22 protein-coding genes and 1 pseudogene are annotated in these 18,164 nt (G+C 67.9%); 8 read left to right on the plus strand and 15 right to left on the minus strand.

The features are described from left to right. Positions 1–18: 18 nt before the first annotated feature. Both JRZ79_RS18005 and JRZ79_RS18010 read right to left on the minus strand, forming a co-directional pair. Positions 19–348, minus strand: coding sequence for a chorismate mutase (locus JRZ79_RS18005; protein WP_012289297.1), 330 nt, complete (start codon positions 346–348; stop codon positions 19–21). Beyond that, a complete protein-coding gene (locus JRZ79_RS18010; RefSeq protein WP_205252713.1) occupies positions 282–1,136 on the minus strand; it encodes a shikimate kinase in 855 nt (284 codons plus the stop codon). Before JRZ79_RS18010 ends, JRZ79_RS18005 begins: the two co-directional genes overlap by 67 nt. An 87-nt stretch (positions 1,137–1,223) precedes the next feature. Between JRZ79_RS18010 and JRZ79_RS18015 the strand changes: the two genes are divergently transcribed. After that, on the plus strand, positions 1,224–1,652 hold the full coding sequence (locus JRZ79_RS18015) for a DUF5796 family protein (RefSeq protein WP_010902902.1): 429 nt from the start codon (positions 1,224–1,226) through the stop codon (positions 1,650–1,652). Here the strand turns inward: JRZ79_RS18015 and JRZ79_RS26130 are convergent, their stop codons facing one another. From JRZ79_RS26130 to JRZ79_RS18050, 8 genes are all read right to left on the minus strand, one after another. After that, complete coding sequence (locus tag JRZ79_RS26130) at positions 1,653–1,787, minus strand: hypothetical protein (RefSeq protein ID WP_012289298.1); 135 nt, start codon at positions 1,785–1,787, stop codon at positions 1,653–1,655. 22 nt (positions 1,788–1,809) lie between these two features. Further along, positions 1,810–2,469 (minus strand): ABC transporter ATP-binding protein, encoded by a 660-nt coding sequence (locus JRZ79_RS18020; RefSeq protein WP_205252714.1) that lies wholly within the window; start codon positions 2,467–2,469, stop codon positions 1,810–1,812. A gap of 2 nt (positions 2,470–2,471) precedes the next feature. Then, a complete protein-coding gene (locus JRZ79_RS18025; RefSeq protein ID WP_205252715.1) occupies positions 2,472–3,542 on the minus strand; it encodes an ABC transporter permease in 1,071 nt (356 codons plus the stop codon). Next, positions 3,543–4,634, minus strand: coding sequence for a hypothetical protein (locus JRZ79_RS18030; RefSeq protein ID WP_205252716.1), 1,092 nt, complete (start codon positions 4,632–4,634; stop codon positions 3,543–3,545). Positions 4,635–4,717: 83 nt separating this feature from the next. Continuing rightward, complete coding sequence (locus JRZ79_RS18035) at positions 4,718–7,558, minus strand: DEAD/DEAH box helicase (RefSeq protein WP_205252717.1); 2,841 nt, start codon at positions 7,556–7,558, stop codon at positions 4,718–4,720. A 60-nt stretch (positions 7,559–7,618) separates the two neighbouring features. Beyond that, positions 7,619–8,362, minus strand: a complete 744-nt coding sequence (locus tag JRZ79_RS18040; RefSeq protein ID WP_010902907.1) for a metallophosphoesterase — start codon at positions 8,360–8,362, stop codon at positions 7,619–7,621. Then, positions 8,362–9,759, minus strand: coding sequence for a hypothetical protein (locus tag JRZ79_RS18045; RefSeq protein WP_205252718.1), 1,398 nt, complete (start codon positions 9,757–9,759; stop codon positions 8,362–8,364). Before JRZ79_RS18045 ends, JRZ79_RS18040 begins: the two co-directional genes overlap by 1 nt. Next, positions 9,756–11,027, minus strand: a complete 1,272-nt coding sequence (locus tag JRZ79_RS18050; RefSeq protein ID WP_205252719.1) for a Single-stranded DNA binding protein — start codon at positions 11,025–11,027, stop codon at positions 9,756–9,758. Before JRZ79_RS18050 ends, JRZ79_RS18045 begins: the two co-directional genes overlap by 4 nt. Before the next feature lie 105 nt (positions 11,028–11,132). Between JRZ79_RS18050 and JRZ79_RS18055 the strand changes: the two genes are divergently transcribed. After that, positions 11,133–11,795, plus strand: coding sequence for a 2,5-diamino-6-(ribosylamino)-4(3H)-pyrimidinone 5'-phosphate reductase (locus JRZ79_RS18055; protein ID WP_205252720.1), 663 nt, complete (start codon positions 11,133–11,135; stop codon positions 11,793–11,795). A gap of 7 nt (positions 11,796–11,802) precedes the next feature. On the opposite strand, the gene JRZ79_RS18060 is transcribed toward JRZ79_RS18055, so the two are convergent. Together JRZ79_RS18060 and JRZ79_RS18065 are read right to left on the minus strand one after the other, a co-directional pair. Then, positions 11,803–12,087 (minus strand): hypothetical protein, encoded by a 285-nt coding sequence (locus JRZ79_RS18060; RefSeq protein WP_010902911.1) that lies wholly within the window; start codon positions 12,085–12,087, stop codon positions 11,803–11,805. A 48-nt stretch (positions 12,088–12,135) separates the two neighbouring features. Continuing rightward, a complete protein-coding gene (locus JRZ79_RS18065) occupies positions 12,136–13,224 on the minus strand; it encodes an FAD-dependent oxidoreductase (RefSeq protein ID WP_205252721.1) in 1,089 nt (362 codons plus the stop codon). A gap of 113 nt (positions 13,225–13,337) precedes the next feature. On the opposite strand from JRZ79_RS18065, the gene JRZ79_RS18070 reads away from it, so the two are divergent. Beyond that, positions 13,338–13,622, plus strand: coding sequence for a DUF357 domain-containing protein (locus JRZ79_RS18070; RefSeq protein WP_010902913.1), 285 nt, complete (start codon positions 13,338–13,340; stop codon positions 13,620–13,622). Positions 13,623–13,766: 144 nt separating this feature from the next. Next, positions 13,767–13,949, plus strand: a complete 183-nt coding sequence (locus tag JRZ79_RS18075) for a hypothetical protein (RefSeq protein ID WP_010902914.1) — start codon at positions 13,767–13,769, stop codon at positions 13,947–13,949. 4 nt (positions 13,950–13,953) lie between these two features. On the opposite strand, the gene JRZ79_RS18080 is transcribed toward JRZ79_RS18075, so the two are convergent. Beyond that, a complete protein-coding gene (locus JRZ79_RS18080; protein WP_010902915.1) occupies positions 13,954–14,352 on the minus strand; it encodes a translation initiation factor IF-2 subunit beta in 399 nt (132 codons plus the stop codon). Positions 14,353–14,493: 141 nt separating this feature from the next. Between JRZ79_RS18080 and JRZ79_RS18085 the strand changes: the two genes are divergently transcribed. Then, complete coding sequence (locus JRZ79_RS18085; RefSeq protein WP_010902916.1) at positions 14,494–14,736, plus strand: UPF0058 family protein; 243 nt, start codon at positions 14,494–14,496, stop codon at positions 14,734–14,736. A gap of 75 nt (positions 14,737–14,811) precedes the next feature. On the opposite strand, the gene JRZ79_RS18090 is transcribed toward JRZ79_RS18085, so the two are convergent. Further along, on the minus strand, positions 14,812–15,195 hold the full coding sequence (locus tag JRZ79_RS18090) for a DUF555 domain-containing protein (RefSeq protein ID WP_010902917.1): 384 nt from the start codon (positions 15,193–15,195) through the stop codon (positions 14,812–14,814). Positions 15,196–15,279: 84 nt separating this feature from the next. Here JRZ79_RS18090 and JRZ79_RS18095 point away from each other — a divergent pair, with 84 nt between their 5' ends. After that, complete coding sequence (locus tag JRZ79_RS18095; RefSeq protein WP_205252722.1) at positions 15,280–16,185, plus strand: DNA-3-methyladenine glycosylase; 906 nt, start codon at positions 15,280–15,282, stop codon at positions 16,183–16,185. A gap of 64 nt (positions 16,186–16,249) precedes the next feature. Then, positions 16,250–17,143 (plus strand): hypothetical protein, encoded by an 894-nt coding sequence (locus JRZ79_RS18100; protein ID WP_205252723.1) that lies wholly within the window; start codon positions 16,250–16,252, stop codon positions 17,141–17,143. A 43-nt stretch (positions 17,144–17,186) separates the two neighbouring features. Here the strand turns inward: JRZ79_RS18100 and JRZ79_RS18105 are convergent. Continuing rightward, positions 17,187–17,374: pseudogene (locus JRZ79_RS18105) on the minus strand (IS6 family transposase); the annotation flags it as partial. A 157-nt stretch (positions 17,375–17,531) separates the two neighbouring features. Between JRZ79_RS18105 and JRZ79_RS18110 the strand changes: the two are divergent. Then, positions 17,532–17,978 (plus strand): hypothetical protein, encoded by a 447-nt coding sequence (locus JRZ79_RS18110; protein ID WP_231546361.1) that lies wholly within the window; start codon positions 17,532–17,534, stop codon positions 17,976–17,978. The last annotated feature ends 186 nt before the right edge of the window (positions 17,979–18,164 follow it).

Below are 18,164 nucleotides of genomic sequence, written 5' to 3' on the forward strand. Positions count from 1 at the left end.
CCCAGCGGGGTGGTCGGGCTACCGCGTCTCCCGCTGCTCGATTTTGTTTAACTCGATGAGCAGCCGGAAGACCGCCTTCACGAGGTTGTCGTCGACGCCGAACGCCGCGGCGTTCTCGCCGGCGCGCTCCATCACTGCGTCCTCCTGGGACTCGTCGGTCGTCGACAGCCCCTGCTCGGCTTTCACGTCGGCGATGGTCTCGGCGACGTACGTGCGTCGCGCGATCAGATCCACGATCTCGCGGTCGATGCTCTCGATCTCCGCGCGGAGTTCGTCCAATGTCATGTCGTCCGGGCCCCGGCCAGTTGCGTCGTCGTCTCCCTGACCGTCCCGGGGTTCTCGTGCCATCGTGTGCTCACCTCCTCGATGCCGTCCTCGTCGCCGACCGCGACGTAGCTGGGGCCGGTGCCGGACAGCGAAACACCGGCGGCGTGTGGGAGCGCCGTGACCGCGGGCGCGGTCGGGAAGTCGAGGGCGGCACAGAACGCCAGGCCGTTGACCGTCATCGCGGTGCCGTAGTCGCCGGCCGCCGCGAGCGCCGCGACGTGCTCGGCAAGTTCCGAAACGCGCTCGCACCGCGCCACGTCGGCGTCCGCGGAGTACGCGCGCTCGGGGGGCGTCCAGACGGCGGCGTGCCACTCGACCGCGTCGCGGAACAGGAGGTCGTCCTCGCGGTTGTCGGTCATCGTCACCCCGCCGAGCATGCTCGCGGTCGCGTCGTCGAACGCGCCGGTCACCGTCACGCCCGCGTCTCGGGCGGCCTGCACGCCGAGCCGGGCCGCGTCCACGCGGTCGACCTCGTCGGCGACGCCCAGCGCGTCCAGCGTCGCCAGCACGGTGGCGTTGGCCGCTGCACTGGAGCTTTTCAATCCGGCGGCCAGTGGCACCTCGCTTTCGGTGCGGACGTGGCCACCCTGCCCGTCACCGTAGCGGTCGATCACGCGCGAGACGCAGCGCTCGACGAGCGCGGTGTCGGCCTCGGGGTGGCCTGCGATCTCCCCGCTGACGCCGCTTTCGGACGGCGTCACCGAAACGGACGCTTCGGTGTCGATATCCAGCGCGAACGCCGCCCCGACGCCGGTCGCCAGGGCGTTCAGAACCGTGCCGGCGGCCGGTGCGACCGCGCGCCCGTCCATGCCCACGCCTGGGGGCCGCCGTACTTGGTGTTGGCGCTCCGCGCAAACCGCGGGCTTTTCGGTGGGTCGGCGGCTACACGAACACGAATGAGCGCCCGCAACGACATTGCGCCGAGCACGCTCGGCGTTGAACTGGCCGAAGAGGGCGTCTACGTCGAATACACTGACGGGCGGGAAGCCTTCTACAACGGCGTCCCGGAACCCATCGAGGGCACGCTGCACACCAATCCGGGGAAGGACGTCCACGTGCTGGTCACCGACCCCACCGAAACCGAGGGCGTGCTGGTGTACGTCAACGACCTGAAGACCCACGACGAGATCCTGGAGTCAACCGGCGTCGGCCGCCTGCTGCTCGACCCCGGCGAACGCGAGGAGCTGTTCCCGGGGGTCACCGTGCAGGCCGACGGCTACGCGATCGACATCGACGCCGACCCCGAGACCGCTCGGGGCCGCGTGTTCGTGTTCGCGGAGGACGAACTCTCCGAGTACGCCTACGAGATCGTCGGCCCGGCGTGACTACCGCAGGTACGGTGGGTCCTCGGCGGTGCAGTTGGCTTCGTGTTGCTGAGCGTCGGCATCGATGTCGAACACCAACCCACACTCCTCACAGCGGTACCACGTCGCCTCGTCGCGGGTTGTCTCTTCGACCATACGTCGCGTCTCGTCGCGAGCGCTAAAAACCGTTTTCCCGGTCGAGCAGCCGGTTGTAGACGCTGCCCGGGTCGTTCGGCGCGGCGGGCCGGTCCCACGAATCCAGGAGGCGGCCGTCCCGGACAACCGTCAGCGTCGCGTAGTCGTCCGCGAACGCGTCGAGGTGATGGGTGGACGCAACGACCGTGTGCTCGGCGCTGTATCGCGTGACCGTGTCCACCAGCCGCCGCCGCGTCGCCGGGTCCAGGTCGGCCAGCGGCTCGTCCAACAACAGGGCGTCGGGCCGCTTCAACAGCGCGAGCGCGAGATCCAGTTTCTTCTGGAACCCCCCGGAGAGTGCGCCCGCAGTCCGCCCGGCCACCGGATCGAGGCGCAGCTGATCGACCAGCGACGCCCGCCACTCGTCGGTCGCCCCCGCGAGCGCGCCGAACACGTCGAGGTTCTCCGCGACCGTGAGGTCCACGTAGACGTTCGGCGTCTGGAACGCGACGCCCAGCGACTCGGGCACGGTGACGCTGCCGCTATCGTGACGTGTGAGCCCCGCAAGCACGCGCAGGAGGGTCGTCTTCCCCGAGCCGTTCGGGCCGGCCAAGCAGTGCAACCCCTCGTCCCAGGCGACTGAGACCGCCGCCAGTGCAGTCGTTTCGCCGTACGTCTTCGTGAGGTCCGTGGCTGTGATCACGGTCAGGCCCTCCGTTCGTACAGTTCGATTGCGCCCCCGGCCACCAACGCCGCCACGCCGACCGCGGCGACCAGGCCACCCAGCCAGTCGGCGTACGCGCTGATGGGTTGCCCGCGGAGCACGAGGCCGCGGATCGTGACCACCGCGTAATGCGTCGGCACCTGTCGAACCACCCACCGGCGGGCGGGCGAGAAGAACCCCACGGGGTACACCACCCCGGAGAACCCGAGCACGAACAGCAACACCAGCAGGTTGAGGATGCGCCCCCAAACGCCGAACCCGGCGAGCAACTGGATGGCAACCGCCACCAGCCCCAACAACAGGAACGTCACCACGACGACGGCCAGCGTCGCCACTCCCAACACGGACACCGAACCGCCGATCACGGTGGTGACGGCGTCGAACACGACCAGGGGCACGACCAGCAGCGCCGCGAAAAACAGGAGCTTGCTCGCGACGACCGCGTACAGGCTGGTCTCCACACGCAGCCGATCCAGCACGGCCGCCTCCGCCTCGAACGTCTGTGGGAGGTAGCCCAACGCCACGATGGCGGTCAACGACACCACGAACGACGGCACGAGGTACGTCGACAACGAGTACTGGGTGCCGACGAACTCCCGGGACACGGTCACGTCGCGGGGAATTGCGGTGCCCAGTCCGGACTGCAGCAGGCGCACGATGGCCCGCGACGGCTCGTGGTACGGCACGACGCTGCCGTCGATGTAGACCGTGAACGCGGCCGCGCCGCGCGCCGAGTCGGCGAGCGCGGGCGGCACGGAGACGACGGCGTACACCTGCTCGCGGCCGAGCGCGGTCAGTGCGTCTGCCCGAGACTGGTAGATCACGGGATCACTGAACACCGTGACAGCCGCCCGCGCGACGCGCAGATCGTCCCCGGTGACGGCCGCCGTCCGTGGCGCGACTGCGATCGGCGCGTCGGTCGGTAGCACGTGCTGAAAGCCGCCAGTGACGTACGCGAACACCGCCGGCAGCACGACGAAAACAGCCGCGAGCGCGAGCAGCTTGTGTCGTCCCCACCGGAGTTCCTTCCCGAGCAGGGACGGGACGTCCATCTATGGGCGCGCCACTGACGCGGCGGACGAGTTGTCGAGCGTTGTCGTGTTGTCCACCGTTTCGTTCGTCCCGAACGCCGCCTCGATCCGCGACTCGATGGTGTCCGCGGATTCGGCGTACGTGACGATGACCGTGTTTCCGTCCTGTTCGATCGAGCCCGCCTCGAACGACGGCCGCAGCTCTTCGGGGCTCACGCTGGCGTACAGCGACCGCGTCCCGTCGATGAGATCGTAGGCCCGCTCCGCGCTGCCCTCGGAGTCGGCGATGACGTGCTCCGTGGACGTGATGTCACCGTCGTCGGTGCCGAACGACACCGCGGTGTACTCGATGCCGCTCACCGCCGAGAGGTTGACCGGCGCGTTCTCGGCGACGCGCTCGTATCCAAGCAAGCTGTCGGAGCCGTTGGGTGCGGACAGCGCGTACTGTACGTAGCTGCCGCCGTTGACGCCCTCGAAGGCGCTTCTGAGGTCGCCCTCCAGGTGGTCGGCGTCGCCGCTGCGCACGTCGAGCATGCTCTCGACGCTGTCGCGGTCACCGACCACGAACTCGCCGTCACCGAGCGCGGCCAACACGTTGTCGAACCCGCCCAGCGAGTCGTCGCTGTACACCGTGACGTTCCCGTACGTTCCCTCGTTGAGCGTCGTGTCCGTCGACGACTCGATGGCGTTGACCATCCCGGATTCGTCGTACGTCGTCGACAGCACCGCCGCCCCGCTGCTGGTGCCGGGCTGCGTGGTCGCAGTCGACGCCGTGAACATCGTCATGTTCTGGATCTTTCGCGGGTTGATATCGGTGGCGTCCTCGAGGTCGTCGAGCATCGACGACACGTCACTCGGGGCACTCGGGCCGAGGTCGACCTCGGCCAGCGTCGTGTTCGTCACCGATCGGAGATCCGTGTCAGTTCGCATGCCAGCGACATCGACGTACGCGACGTACTCAGCGGACGCCGGGACGCTGTCGAGTTTCGCGTTCGTTGTGGTGGCATCGGCGCTCGATCCACCGGGCATACCGGTACACCCAGCGGCAACCAGCAGCACTGCGAGCCCGACGGCTAACAGTGCAGTTCGTGGGACGTGGAGGTCGCGTACCATGGTCGTGCGTACTCCCAGGCCACTTGAATAGTTTGTGACCTGTGTTTGGTGTGACTCCCGTTCCCGCGGTGTGATGGCTCCCGCTACCAGAACGCCTTGGTGCGCGCGTACTCGCGCTCGCGCTCAAGGATGTCCCGGTAGAACTCCGCCTCCGTCTCCCGGTGGCGGTTGATGACGCGGGCGGCGTTCCGGGGGCCGACGCCGCGCGCCGACAACGCGATCACGGCCCGCTTCCCGTGGCTCTGCACGATGCTGGCGTTCCGGTACGCGCGCTGTGTCCGGTCGTCCTGCTCGTCGTCCTTGTCGTCGGCACGCACCGCCGTTATCACCTCATCCGCCCACGGCGACAGCGCCGCGATCCGCGTTGACCCACACCGGGGGCACTCCGGCTGGTCGGTGACCCGACGGACCATCGTCTCGTGGCTCCAATCGGCGCAGTGCACGCAGAACAGCTTCACGCGGTCGTCCTGGATGCGGTCTTTGATCGTCTGCACGACGCTGGCGTCGGCGTGCTCCGGCGTGAGCAACTCCGTTCCCGCCGACCGGCCGCCGGCCCCCACGGCCGTGCGCTTGCCCACGATCTCGACGCCGAGCTCGCCGGACTGCACGCGCGCGAGCACGTCGCTGGCGCGCGCCACGTCCAGCGTGGTGTGGAACACCTCCCGGATCGCCTCCTCGTAGACGGGCGTATCTTCAAGCGCCCCCAGCAGCCGGGACAACCCCACGCCGTCCCGCCCCTTCCAGCGCTTGAGCGCGCCGAACTTCGCGGCGACCTGTGCGAGCGTGAACTTCAGCGTCTCTGACTGTTTCAGGCTGAGTTCGAGCAACCCGGCCACGTGATCGGGGTCGGTGTCGCGCAACACCGCCACGACGTCCGTGGCGCTCACCCGGCTCGGGACCTCCAACTCGATGCGGTACGGGCCCGCGTCCAGCCCCACCGACGACCCCGTCTGCTGACCGAGCAGCGCCGACACCAGCCGCCCCAACGTCTCGTTGACCTCGTGCCCGAAGCACGCGTTCACCACCACCGTCGAGCCGGCCTGCTCGACGACGATCCGCTCGGCGCTCGGCACGGGCGCGTCCTGCTCGGTCACGTGGCGGGCCATCCGGTCGAGCGCGCTGCCGGCGGTCCGGTGGGTGGTCGGATACCTCGCCGCCACGTCTCTCGCCACCGCATCCTTGGGCGTCCCGGTGCCGAGCTGCCGGCCGCCCGTCGCCCGCATCCCACCGACTGCCTGCGCGACCGCGTACGGCACCGGGATCTCTTGGCCCGTCCAGGACGGCACCTCGCCCGCTGGGTCCTCGATGGGCGAGACCTCCACCTGCTGGTCGTCCTCGTCGATGTTCGTGATGCGCCACATCTCGCCGCGCTGCACGAACGTCGCGCCCGGCTCCGCGAAGTTCACCACGAACCGCTCGTCGAGCGTGCCGACCTGCCGGCCGCCGGCCATGTCGTACACCTCGTAGGTCTCCTCGTCGGGGATCATCGAGAGGTTCGCGTAGTAGTACTGCCACGTCCCCCCGGACGTCGAGATGGTGTCGTCGTCCTCATCGACGTACACCACGCGGTTCCGGTGGAGCTCCATCGCCACCGCCCGGAACGTCTCCTCGGTGAGCTCCTTGAACGGATACGCGCGCGTGATGATGTTGTACGCGTGCCAGGCTTCGGTCTCCCCGACGTCCATCACGACGCCGACGATCTGGTTCGCAACAGTGTCGAGGCTGCCGTGATGAACCTGGGTGTCCTCGACGGCGCCCTCGTTGGCCCGGTCTGCGACCGCCAGCGCCTCCAGGGTGTCGTCGGTGCTGCCCGTGATGACGGTGCCCTCGCTGACCGCGTCCCGGCTGTGGCCTGCCCGGCCCACGCGTTGGAGCAGGCGCTTGACCTCCCGGGGCGAGTTGTACTGCACCACGTGGTCGATCCCGCCCACGTCGATCCCGAGCTCCATCGAGGACGTGCACAGCAGGCCGTCGAGGTCGCCGGACTTGAAGCGATCCTCGACGTCGATGCGGGCGTCTTTCGACAGCGAGCCGTGGTGCACGCCGATGTTCGCGTCCAGCTCCTTGAACCGCGACCCCAGCGCCTCCGCGGTCTGGCGGGTGTTCACGAAGATCAACACCGAGTCGTGGCGGTCGACGATCTCCCGGATCGCGCGGACGTGGCTGGCCATCGCCGGCGTGGTCAGCAGTTCGCTCGCCAACCGCTCGTCGGCGTCCGTGACGGCCGGCTCCCGCACCTCGAACGACACGTTCGACGTCACGTCGACTTCGATGATCTCACACCCCCGGCCGCCGGTGAGAAACGCCCCGATCTCGTGGGGATCCCCGACCGTCGCCGACAGCCCGATCCGCTGGACGCGCCCGGCCACCTCCACGAGGCGTTCGAGCCCGATCGCCAGCTGCGCACCGCGCTTCGCGCCCGCCAGCTCGTGGACCTCGTCGACGACGACGTGCTCGACGTCTGCAAGCCCATCCCGGAGCGTCGACCCGGTCAGCATCGCCTGCAGGGTCTCCGGCGTGGTCACCAGCACGTCCGGCGGATCGGTGGCCTGCTGTCGGCGCTGGTAGTCCGTCGTGTCCCCGTGTCGCACGTCGACTTCCAGGCCCAGCGTCTCCCCCCACCAGTCCAGGCGCTCGCGCATGTCCCGGTTCAGCGCCCGCAGCGGCGTCACGTACAGCGCACCGAACCCGTCGGGCGGCCCGCCGTCTGAGACGAGCGCGTCGAAGACGGGCAGCATCGCCGTCTCCGTCTTCCCGGTCCCCGTCGGGGCGACGACCAACCCGTTTCGCCCGTCCGCGAGCGCGGGCACCGCGCGACGTTGGGGCTCCGTCGGCGTGGTGAACCCGCGCTCGGAGAGCGCGTCCCGGACCTCGCTGCCGAGGTGAGTGAACGCGTCCATCCGGCCACCACCGGTCTCCGACATACTGGCGTAGTCGTACGGTTGGCGCGCGAATAAGCACACTGCTCCCGGCGGTCGCGTCGGCTACACCCGGTCGAACCGTCCCAGGCGCGTGCCGTCCTGCAAGTAGAGCTCCGCGTCGGGGCACCCCGCCGGCAGGAACGGCGCGAGGAACCCCTGGCCGTCGACGTTCACCCACGTGCCGCCGGAGAGGTCGTTGAACGCCGGGAAGACGGCGAGGTCGCCGTGCGCGTCGACGGCCTCGCCGTAGTGGTCGGTGAACGGTGCTGGGTCCAGGGGGCCGCGCAGCCACGCGCGCTGGACGCGCGTCCCACCCACGTCGTCGGTCAACCGCACCGCCGGGTGTTCGTGGCCGATGCAGACCGTCTCGGCTTCGAGAACAGCCCGACTCGGCCACGTGTGTCCGTGTGCGAACCCCACGTCACCCAGCACCGCGCCGTCGCTTGGGGTCACCGTCACGTCAGCGGGCACCACGTCCTCGATGCCGCTGTCGTGGTTGCCCACAACGACCGTCGCGGGCACGTCCACCGCGTCGAACAGCGCCGCCAACTCCTCGCGCTCGGCCTCCTCCGGCGCGCCGATCGCGTGCCCCACGTCGCCCAGAACCACCAAGCGGTCCGCGCCCTCCTCGCGTACGAGCCGCCGCAGCCGGCGCCGCCGCTGTGGGCCGCGGCCCTCCACTTCCAGCCCCTTCCGGCGCAGCGACACCTCGATGCCGGCGTGGTAATCCGCCACCACGAGCGCCCGGCCCCCGCCGGTCTCCGCGACAGCCGCGGGCTCCCCGAGCACGGGCTCGACCAGCGCCATCAGATGGCTTTCAGGCGGTCGTCGCCGGACTCGTAACACCGCCCGCTCATCAGCGCCGACGTGACCGCCGCCTCGACCTCGTCGGCGTCGACGCCGAGGCTGTCGGCCGCGGTCGACACTACCTCACTGCGGGGCACGCCGTCGCCGTCGTCGAGATCGTCCATCAGCTCCACGACGTACTCCTCGACGTCGACATCGGCGGGCGGTGAGTCATCCCCGGTCCCGTCGGCGTCGAAGTCACCGGGATCGGCGACGGCGTCACCGCCGTCGTCCGTCGATGCGGCCGCCGCCTCGGACTCGACGCCCTCGTCGGGGCCGGGCGCGTCGATGTCGTGCTCGCCCGCCTCCGGGATCTCGTCGCCCGTCGAGAAGTCCACGCCGTACTCGTCTTTGACTGCCTCGCGCTCCTCGGCCGAGAGTTCGTACATCTCGCCGTCCTCGTCGGCGGCACCGCTCTCGCCGTCCGTGACCGGCCCCGTGCTCGGGTCCGCGTCCCCGTCCGGCGACGCCGTCTCGGATGCCGGCTCACCGTCGTCCGTGTCGACCGAGGACGCGGTGCTGTCGGGTGTCCCCGCCGGCGTGCCAGCGTCACCGGCCGACGAGTCGGGCTGTGTCTCGGCGTCCGTCTCCGACGCCCCGCCGAACGACGCATCCGCGCCGAGGTCGGCGGCGAAATCCAGTGTGGCGTCGCCCGCCTCGCTGGGAGCCACCGCAAGGCCGCCAACCGTGTCGGTGTCGCCGGCGACGACGCGGGCCGCGTCCGCTGCGAGGTCGCGGACCGCCCCGAGATACGCCGGTGTCGTCCCGTAATGGTCGAACGCCCGCGGGATGCCGGACGCGAGCCCTGGCGCGACGCCCGCCGCCGCCAGCGCCGACTCCAGGCTGTCGCCGCGCTCGACGCGGTCGTGGGCCGCCGCCGCGGTCCGCACGCGTGACAGCGTGCGCTCGGCGGTCGCGACGACCCACCGGTCGCGGGTGTCGGCGTCAACTTCGCTGACCGTCTCCGGGCGGACCGACGTGTACACCACGTCGGCGTCATCGGGCTCGAACGTCCGGGCTTTGCCCGTGACGGCGACGAACGACGGCGTCTCCGCGGCTTCGAGCGCCGCCAGTGCTTCCGGCTGGTACTGCCCGGCGTAGACGACGAACGCCCCCGTGGGGTCGACGACGCGCGCGCGCACCACGTCGTCGTTGACCGCCTCAACGGCCGTCAAGACGCCCACGACGAACAGCCGGTTGACGCGCGCACCCGTCGGCGTCACCACGTAGTTCGGCGCACGCTCCTCGTCGCTTTCGGCGTACGAGAAGTCGGCGTCGTCGAACTCCGCCGCGAACAGTCGATAGGCGACTTCGCGCCGGTTGCGCTCGCCGTCGTCGTCGGTGTCGGCGTCGCTCATGCGTCCACCTCCGCAAGGAAGGCCGCTGCGCGCGCCGCTGGGTCGTCGTCGCGCTCCGCGAACGCGATCGTTTCGAGGTTCGCGCCGTACTCGTCAACCGAGAGGTGGCCCCGAACCCGGAACTCGCGGCCCACCACGTCCTCGGCGATGGTGTCGGCGACCACCGAGTGGTCCATGGCTTCCCGGGCCTGCTCGCGGGCGTCCGCCAGCGTACCGCCGTAGACGTCCGCGGTCAGCTCGCGGTCCAGGATCGCGGTGACGCTGTCGGTGCCGTCGTCCAGCACCGCCTTGACGCGCAGGTCGTCTTCGGCCTCGACCGCGCCGTGCTGGCGACACTGCCCCGTCTGGACCACCCGCCCACAGTCGGGGCACCGCTTGATCAGCCCCGAGCCGTCCCGGATGTCGATGACGCTGCCCACGAGTTCGACATCGTAGGCGCCGCCACGGTCGATGGCCTCCCGGATCGCCATCCGGGTTGGCCCGCCGACCTCGACCTCGTGGTCGAGGCGCTCAACCGTGGAGAACTCCGACACGTTCACCGACGGCACACCCCGGAACTCCCGGACGTAGACGTCCTCGATGCGGACCGACGCCCCCGCTTCGATCTCGCCGTGGGGATCCCAGTCGGTGAACGGGAGGCGCGCGGTCTCGTCCCCGAGCACGCCGGAGAGGATCTCCGTCTCGCCGTCCCGCCCATCGATGGTGCGCTCCTCGACCTCCGTGACCACGGCTTCGACGTTCCGCCCGCGATCGCCCGCCGAGAGCGCCGCGAGGTCGCGGTCCCCGCCCACCTCGGCGGCCATCTCAATGTCGCCGTCGGCGCTCGTGACCGTCGCGGACTCCCCGAAGTTCAACTCGGGGCTGCCCTCCCACTCGCGGACGCTGGCGTTCCCGATAGTAACGGTGTCGCCGGGTTCCAGGCCGAACTCCTCCCACGCCGTGTACGAGATGCGCCCGGTCTCGTCGGCCAGCTCGCCCTCGCCGATGACGTGGTCGTCGCCCTGATAGCGGATCGAGCGCTTCCCCGCGGTCAGCACCGTCGCCGTGACAGTGACGTTCCCGCTGTCCGTGTCGACGTCCGCGATGTCGACGGCGGTCGGCCCCCCGGATGGCGCCCCGTCATCGTCGCCGTACTTCCGCCGGAGGCTGCGCTTGGCCTCCTCCAGCGGCACGCTGTACTCCACGAGGTTCTGCAGGTTCTCTTTGACCTCCGCTTTGTCTACACCGAGGTCGGAGGCGAGCTCCTCGGCGTGATCGTCGACGTTCATACAGCGTACTGTCGGTCGTCCTGGGGCATAAGGGTTGGCGAGCCAGCGCCGGGCGCATACCACCGAACGAAAACCGGTTTCAGGCGGCCCCGACACCGCGACTGTATGCATGTTGTCGTGAACGCCGCAATGAGCGCGGACGGCAAACTCTCGACCCGCCGCCGCGAGCAAGTCACCCTCAGCGGCGACGCGGACTTCGAACGCGTCGACGAACTGCGCGCGAGCGTCGACGCCGTCATGGTCGGCGTCGGCACTGTCCTGGCCGACGACCCGTCGCTGACGCTGGACGACAGCGACCACGTCGCCGCCCGCGAGGAGCGCGGCGAGTCCCCACACCCGGCGCGCGTCGTCGCGGACTCCCACGCCCGTACGCCGCCGGACGCACGGCTGTTGGACGGCGCTGCCGAGACGTACGTCCTCGTCGCCGAGGCGGAGCCGGTCGAACACCGGGAGAGCCTGGAGGCCGCGGGCGCGACTGTGGTCGTCGCCGGCGAGAACCGAGTCGACCTGCCGTCAGCCCTCGACGCCCTCGAATCCCGGGGCGTCGACCGCCTCATGGTGGAGGGTGGCGGCGAACTCATCTTCTCGCTGTTCGCCGAGGAGTTCGTCGACGAGCTGTCCGTGTTCGTCGCCCCCCAGCTCATCGGCGGGCGGGACGCCCCGACACTCGCCGACGGCGATGGATTCGTCGCGGAGTTCCCCACCTTCGAGTTGACCGGCGTCGACCGCCTCGACGACGGCGTGCTGCTGGCCTACGACTGCCGATAGCGCAGGCTCAGTGCTGGTGGCCGGTCGCTTCCGCGTACGTCTGCCCGAACCGCTGCTCGAACTGATCGAGGGTGGCTTCCTCGATGGCCTCCAGGTCGTCGTCGACCTGCCCCTCGCTGTGGTGGACCACGGCGTGTGCGCGCTGTGCGAACGCCATCAGCGCGATGTCGCCGACGACCTGGGCGTCCGATTCGTCCTCGGCTTCCGCGAACAGCTCCACGAGCCCCGTGGGAAGCGTGACATCGTTCGCGTTGCCGGCTGCGTCCTCGATCGTGAACGTCGTTTCGTCCATGCCAGTGCTGACGGGACGCCGCCTAAAAGCGGTGTGGGTACAGCGCCGTCAGTCGTCGGCCGGCGTGGCGTCGGCCGCCTCACCGGTGACCCCATCGGCGACGCTCTCCAAGTATTCGTCGGCGTCGATGGCGGCCTTCGACCCCATGCCGGCTGCCGTGACCGCCTGCTGGTAGTGGTAGTCCACGACGTCGCCGGCGCCGAACACGCCCGTCACGTCGGTTTTGGTCTGGCCGCCGCCGGCACCCCCGACCGTCTGCACGTAGCCCGCATCGTCACAGACGACGCCGGTGTCGGCGAGGAACGACGTGTTCGGCGTGTGGCCGATGGCGATGAAGAACGCGCCGACGTCCAACTCCAGCTGTTCGGTTTCGTCGGCATCGAGCTTCGCCGTCGGATGCCCCTCCGGGTGGCGGACCAGCGACGCGCCCGTCACGCCCTCCTCGGGCGACCCGTGTACTTCGACGGCTTCCGTGTTCCACAGCACCTCGATGTCGCCGTCGGCGACGTGCTCGCGGATGCGGTCGGCCCAGTAGTCCTCGGCGCGCAGTTCGTCGCGGCGGTGCACGAGATAGACGGTGTCCGCGAACTTCGTGAGGAAGCTCGCTTCCTCGGCGGCGGCGTCACCGCCACCCACCACGATCATGTCCTCCCCGCGGAAGAACGCGCCGTCACACGTTGCACACGTCGAGACGCCCTGCCCCATGAGTTCGTCCTCGCCGGGGATGCCCAGCGTGCGCGCGCTCGCGCCGGAGGCGACGATCACCGCGTCGGCGGTGTAGACGTCACCGTTGGTGAGCGTGAGCCGGAACGGCCGCCCGGAGTCGTCGACGGATTCGACGATCCCGTGCTCGACCTCAGCGCCGAAGCGCGTGGCCTGGGTTTTCATCTCCTGGATGAGCTCCGCGCCCGCGATGCCCTCCGGGAACCCCGGGTAGTTCTCCACCTCGCTGGTGAGCGTGAGCTGGCCGCCGGGCTCGTCGCCCTCGAACAGCAACGGATCGTTGTTCGACCGTGCGGCGTACGTCGCCGCGCTCAACGCCGCGATCCCCGATCCCACGATCACCAGTTGCCGGTGCTCCACGACATCACGCCCGCCATCCGTCAGTGCCGTCCTGTCGGCCGTGGCCTCAGTCATACACGTACGTCGGCGGCCGCGCTGTTTGTACGTTGTGTTGGCGTGCGCGCGTGCCGGTAGCGAAGCCGTCGCCCAGCAAAGCACTTAGTGCCGTCCGCCACGCAGACGCCAGTATGGCTGCCGATCTCGCGGAGAAAACCGACCGCTACGAGGGTTTGCTTGCGGACGCACTGGCCGCCGCTGATCCCGTTCCCCCCGCCGGGTCGCCGCTGGGTGAAGCCGCCGCCGAGTACTTCGAGATGGCCGAATCCTACCTCGAAGACGGCCGGCACTTCCGCGCGCACGACGACCCCGTGAACGCGCTGGCAGCGTTCTCCTACGGGCACGCGTGGCTCGACGCCGGCGCGCGGATCGGGCTGTTCGACGTGCCCGCTGCCGGGGAGTTGTTCACCGTGTAGCCACCGCGACGGCGGCCCCGAACACTACCCCCGCTGCGAGCGATCGCTGCCCTGGCGTTCCCCACCGTGTCCCAACACCACGCGTGTTGTCGCGCGCCGAGAGTGGCGACAAAGCTTTTGGCGCCGTCGCGCCCACGACTACGTATGCCACACGAGGCGTTCGTGCAGCTGTCCTGTCCGGAGTGTTCGAAGAGCTGGGAGAGCACGCCGAGCGAGCTGCCCGCTCACACCGACAATTTCAGCTGTCCGGGCTGTCACGCGACGCGCCGCACGGCATTGTTCGCACGCACCGACCGCGACCTCGAAACCCTCAAAAACCTCCAGTAGCGCCCTACACTGTCGAGCGCGCGCCACAGGCCTCGCAGTGCAGTTGTATCGTGTCGCCGTCGGTCTCTAGGTTGGTGTCCGGAAGCCCACACTCGGGACACGTGACGTACGTTTCGACGTACGCGTCCAGGGTGTCCGAGACCCGCCGTTGGCCGAACTCACCGGTGAGTCGCGCGCGCCCGCTCTCGTCGATGCTGGCGCTCGTCCCGACCTCGTTCTGGAGGAACTTCAGGACGTGATCCTGTGTCCGGCTCAGCGCGTCCAGCGTCGCCTGGAAGTTCTCGTACACCGTCACGTTGCCCTCCTTTCTGACGTTCGGATCGGGGACCTCGAATCGGGTTTCACTGCCCGTGACGTCGGGCTTTTCGTCCATTGCGCGGTCGAGTTGCTCTTCGTAGTCCATACCATTCGGAAGTGGTGGCCACCACAAAAGGGTTTCAGGACGACCCAGAAACGCGTTACAACCTCACTCGCGTTCACACACGGGCGTGTGAATGCCTCTCAGGATAATACTATAACCCCGTGACCGTAAGGACGTGTTGTCATGAAGAAGCAGGAGCTCATCCACCTTCACGGCCTTCTCGCCGAGGTCAGCAACTACTACGAGGAGAACGCAGCAGAGGACGTTGACCTGACCGACTACAACGACCTCGGCGTACGGCCGACCTCGATCCACAAATCCAAGACCGACCACAAGGCCGCTGTCTTTGCGCTCGCCGGCGGTATCACATCCACGATGGCAACCGAAGACGACGAGACCGAAGCTGTTCCCGCTTCTGCGGACTGATCTCCACGCACGACGGATCCACGTCGGCGCTCTATCGACGCCAGCCGACAGCCACTGCGCCGCCGACGGCCGGTGCTACGCCGTCTCGGTGTCCCCACCGGTCGACTCCTGGGTGTCGTCGTCCGTGACGGTGTCGACCTCAAGCACCGCCAGGGGAATGTTCGCTAGGCGTTGGCCGATCTCCTTGCGCGCGATGCGCGCGGCGTGCTCGTCGCGTTCGACGTTGAACACCGTCATCGAGAGCTCAAGCGCGACGAGGCTCTCGTCGGCAGCGACGAACGCTGGTTCCGTGTCCGTCCCGCAGTGCGGACAGGACCGCGACCCCATCTCTATCTCGACGTAGTTCAGATCCGGGTTCAGCATTTCGCCCGTCTTCGAGATGGCGATGCGTACCGCTTCGTCGGTGGACTGCACGTCGTACACTGGGACTGCAGCCTCGACGACCACCCTACAATCCATGCTCACGTGTGACGTTCGCAACCATTATAGAAGAACTTTGGCCCGGATCGATGGGGCCTTTCGTCGCGATCACCGAACACGGCCATGGAACGCGGGGCGATTCCTCTCGACGACGTGCCAGGTGCCGTCGACGTGCAAGCCACCCTCGAAAGCGGGCAAACCTACCTGTGGTGGCGTCCCGACGGCGACACCTACCGCACCGACGGCCTCTCGGGCGGCGACGCCTGGTACCGGACGGTCATCGACGACGACGTCATCGACGTCCGCCAGACCGCAACCGCAATCGAGTGGCGTGGCACGACCGACGCTGCCCCCATCGTTCGCGACGCGCTCGGCCTCCACGACGACTTAGACGCCGTTCGCGGTGCCGCTCGCAGCGACCCCCTCATCACAGCCGCGTGGGACGCCTACGACGGTCTCCGGATCGTCCGCGACCCGTTTTTCGGCTGCCTGGTTTCGTTCATCTGCTCGGCCCAGATGCGGGTCGAGCGGATCTTCGAGATGCAGGAACGGCTCCGCCGGGAGTACGGCACGCCGATCACGTTCGACGGCCAAACGGTCTATAGCGTCCCCGAGCCGTCGGCACTGGCGGCCGCCACGGAGTCCGACCTCCGCGATCTCAAGCTCGGCTACCGCGCCCCCTACGTCCAGCGGACTGCTGCGATGGTGGCGTCGGGCGAACTCACGAAGCGGGATATCGATGGCCGCGCGTACGAGCTGGCGCGCGAGACAATGACCGACTTCGTGGGCGTCGGGAACAAGGTCGCTGACTGCGTGTTGTTGTTCTCGCTTGGCTATCTCGCCGCCGTACCCCTCGACACGTGGATGCAGACCGCCATCGAGGACCACTACCCCGACTGCGAGCGCGGGCGCTACGAGGACACCTCGCGGGCGTTCCGGGAACACCTCGGACCACACGCCGGCTACACGCAGACGTATCTGTTCCATTACCTTCGCAGTGGGGGATCCGTCCCCGAACCGACCGAGTGAGCGGCCCAGACAGCCCCAACGCCGAACCACAGCACGTATTTTAGTTGAAACATAAGTCAACGCAATGCCCTCCAGACGACGCCTCCTGCGGACCGTCGGCGCGCTCGCCGCTGTCCCCGTCGTCACGAGCGCGCCCGCTGTGGCGGCCCCAACTCGCGAGTCGTACGACCCACGCGCCGTCACCGACGCGCCCGTGGTTGCGGCTGGCGCTGCCGTGCCCGGCGTTCGCAGCCACGTCGCCCTCCCGCAGACGGCCACCAACAGGCTGCGCAGCATCACTCAGCGCTACGACTCGATCACAGCGAGCGACAGCACGCACGTCACGGCCGGCGTTGCGCGGTCGCCCGAACACGTTGTAGGCTGTCTGACCGTCCACGGATCGTTTGATACCGCCGCCGTCCGGTCGGAGGCGCGTGCCGACGCCGCGCTCACCGACGTTTCAGCGCGCGACGCCGACGCCGCCAGGTTCGAGGGAACCGACACGACACACGCGGTTTCGATCAGCGACGCCGCGATCCGGGTGGGTCACGCCCCGTCCCTGACCCGGGCGCACGCACACATCGATGCGGCGCGCTCGTCGACCGGGTTCGACGGCGACACGGACACGTTCGGCGGCCTGCGGGACGCGCTCTCCGGGGACGCCGTCGGATACGCGTCGCTGAGCGCCGACGCCCGTCCCGCGATTCGGGCTGCGCTCCACGACATCCCCGACACACTCGACGCACTCCTGGCGCACGCCTCGGCGGTCGGTGTCTCGGTGACCACTCGTGACGACGCCGACACGCGCCTTCAGTACGGCGCGGTCTTGGACGCAGCGGACCTGTCGGTGGGCGAGACACGGCGACTGGTTGCGGCCGCCGACGCCACACTCGCCGACCCGGTCATCAGCCAGGACGGCCACACTGTGGTGCTCGAAACCACAGCCGACACCCCGCCGCTGACGACGCTGGCGGTCTGACGGGTGGTGGTCAGTATGGAGCAGTGTGCCAGCAAGCGAAACTCTGCACCCGATCGTGGACCGCCGTCTGGCTGCGTTGGACACCCAGATCTTCGAGCAATTCGACGGTATTCGTCAGCGACAGTCCCGCAATGTGCGATTGAATACCCTGCGCCGCTATCCACTCGGGTGTCCGTTCGCGCTCCACAAAATCCACCCTCTATGACCACTGAGGCGGGTGATTTCTGGCATGGACACCAGGAAATTCTCCCGCCTCACTTTTCACCCTCAACTAAACACGATCTGATATATATACAGCAGATTTAAATAACAAAACGCTATTGTCCCATTTATCATTCCATTTACACTATTTCATTTCGGCCCCGGGCTTCTATTTGGACTGCTATTGGTGAAGTATATTGATTTTCCCACGTTTGTAATAGCGAACGTGATCATTGACTGGCGAGCTGCTCTTGTTGTGTTTGGACTCTGGCCAGGTCCGAGGCACAGCTGGATGCACACATATCTCGGTGCAATACTCTTCGCTATGGTCCTGACCACAGGCATGGTACTGATCCGGCCTGAGTTAGACAAACTGATGGAGTCAATAAACCTTCACCAGCGGGTCTCAGTGACGAGAATTGCTATTGCTGCTTTTCTCGGATCGATGATCCATGTAACAATTGATGCATTTCACCACCCCTTGATTTATCCCTTCATGCCGTACGACATTAAGCCACTTTATGGCCTATTTTCAACACACGAAATGCGATTCTTCACAGCGTTTTGTGGTTTTCTTGCTATATTGTGGTATATAGGCGATTACTTTGGCCTCATCCATATTCCGACGAAATGACGTATTAGTTGTAGGTATCCGATCAGACCGTCCGGCATATTTCACTCATAATCGGGAACACCCCCCAAGTCAAAAACAGGTCACAACGGACAGGGGGTTAGATTCTCAGGAAGCATCTGGATGGGTGGTTTGAATCGCCGCTCCCGTCTGACGACACCACACTCTTTTAGCGCGGCCGCCGAACAG

The sequence above is a fragment of the Halobacterium sp. BOL4-2 genome, assembly GCF_016917835.2.
Classification (GTDB): Archaea; Halobacteriota; Halobacteria; order Halobacteriales; family Halobacteriaceae; genus Halobacterium; species Halobacterium salinarum.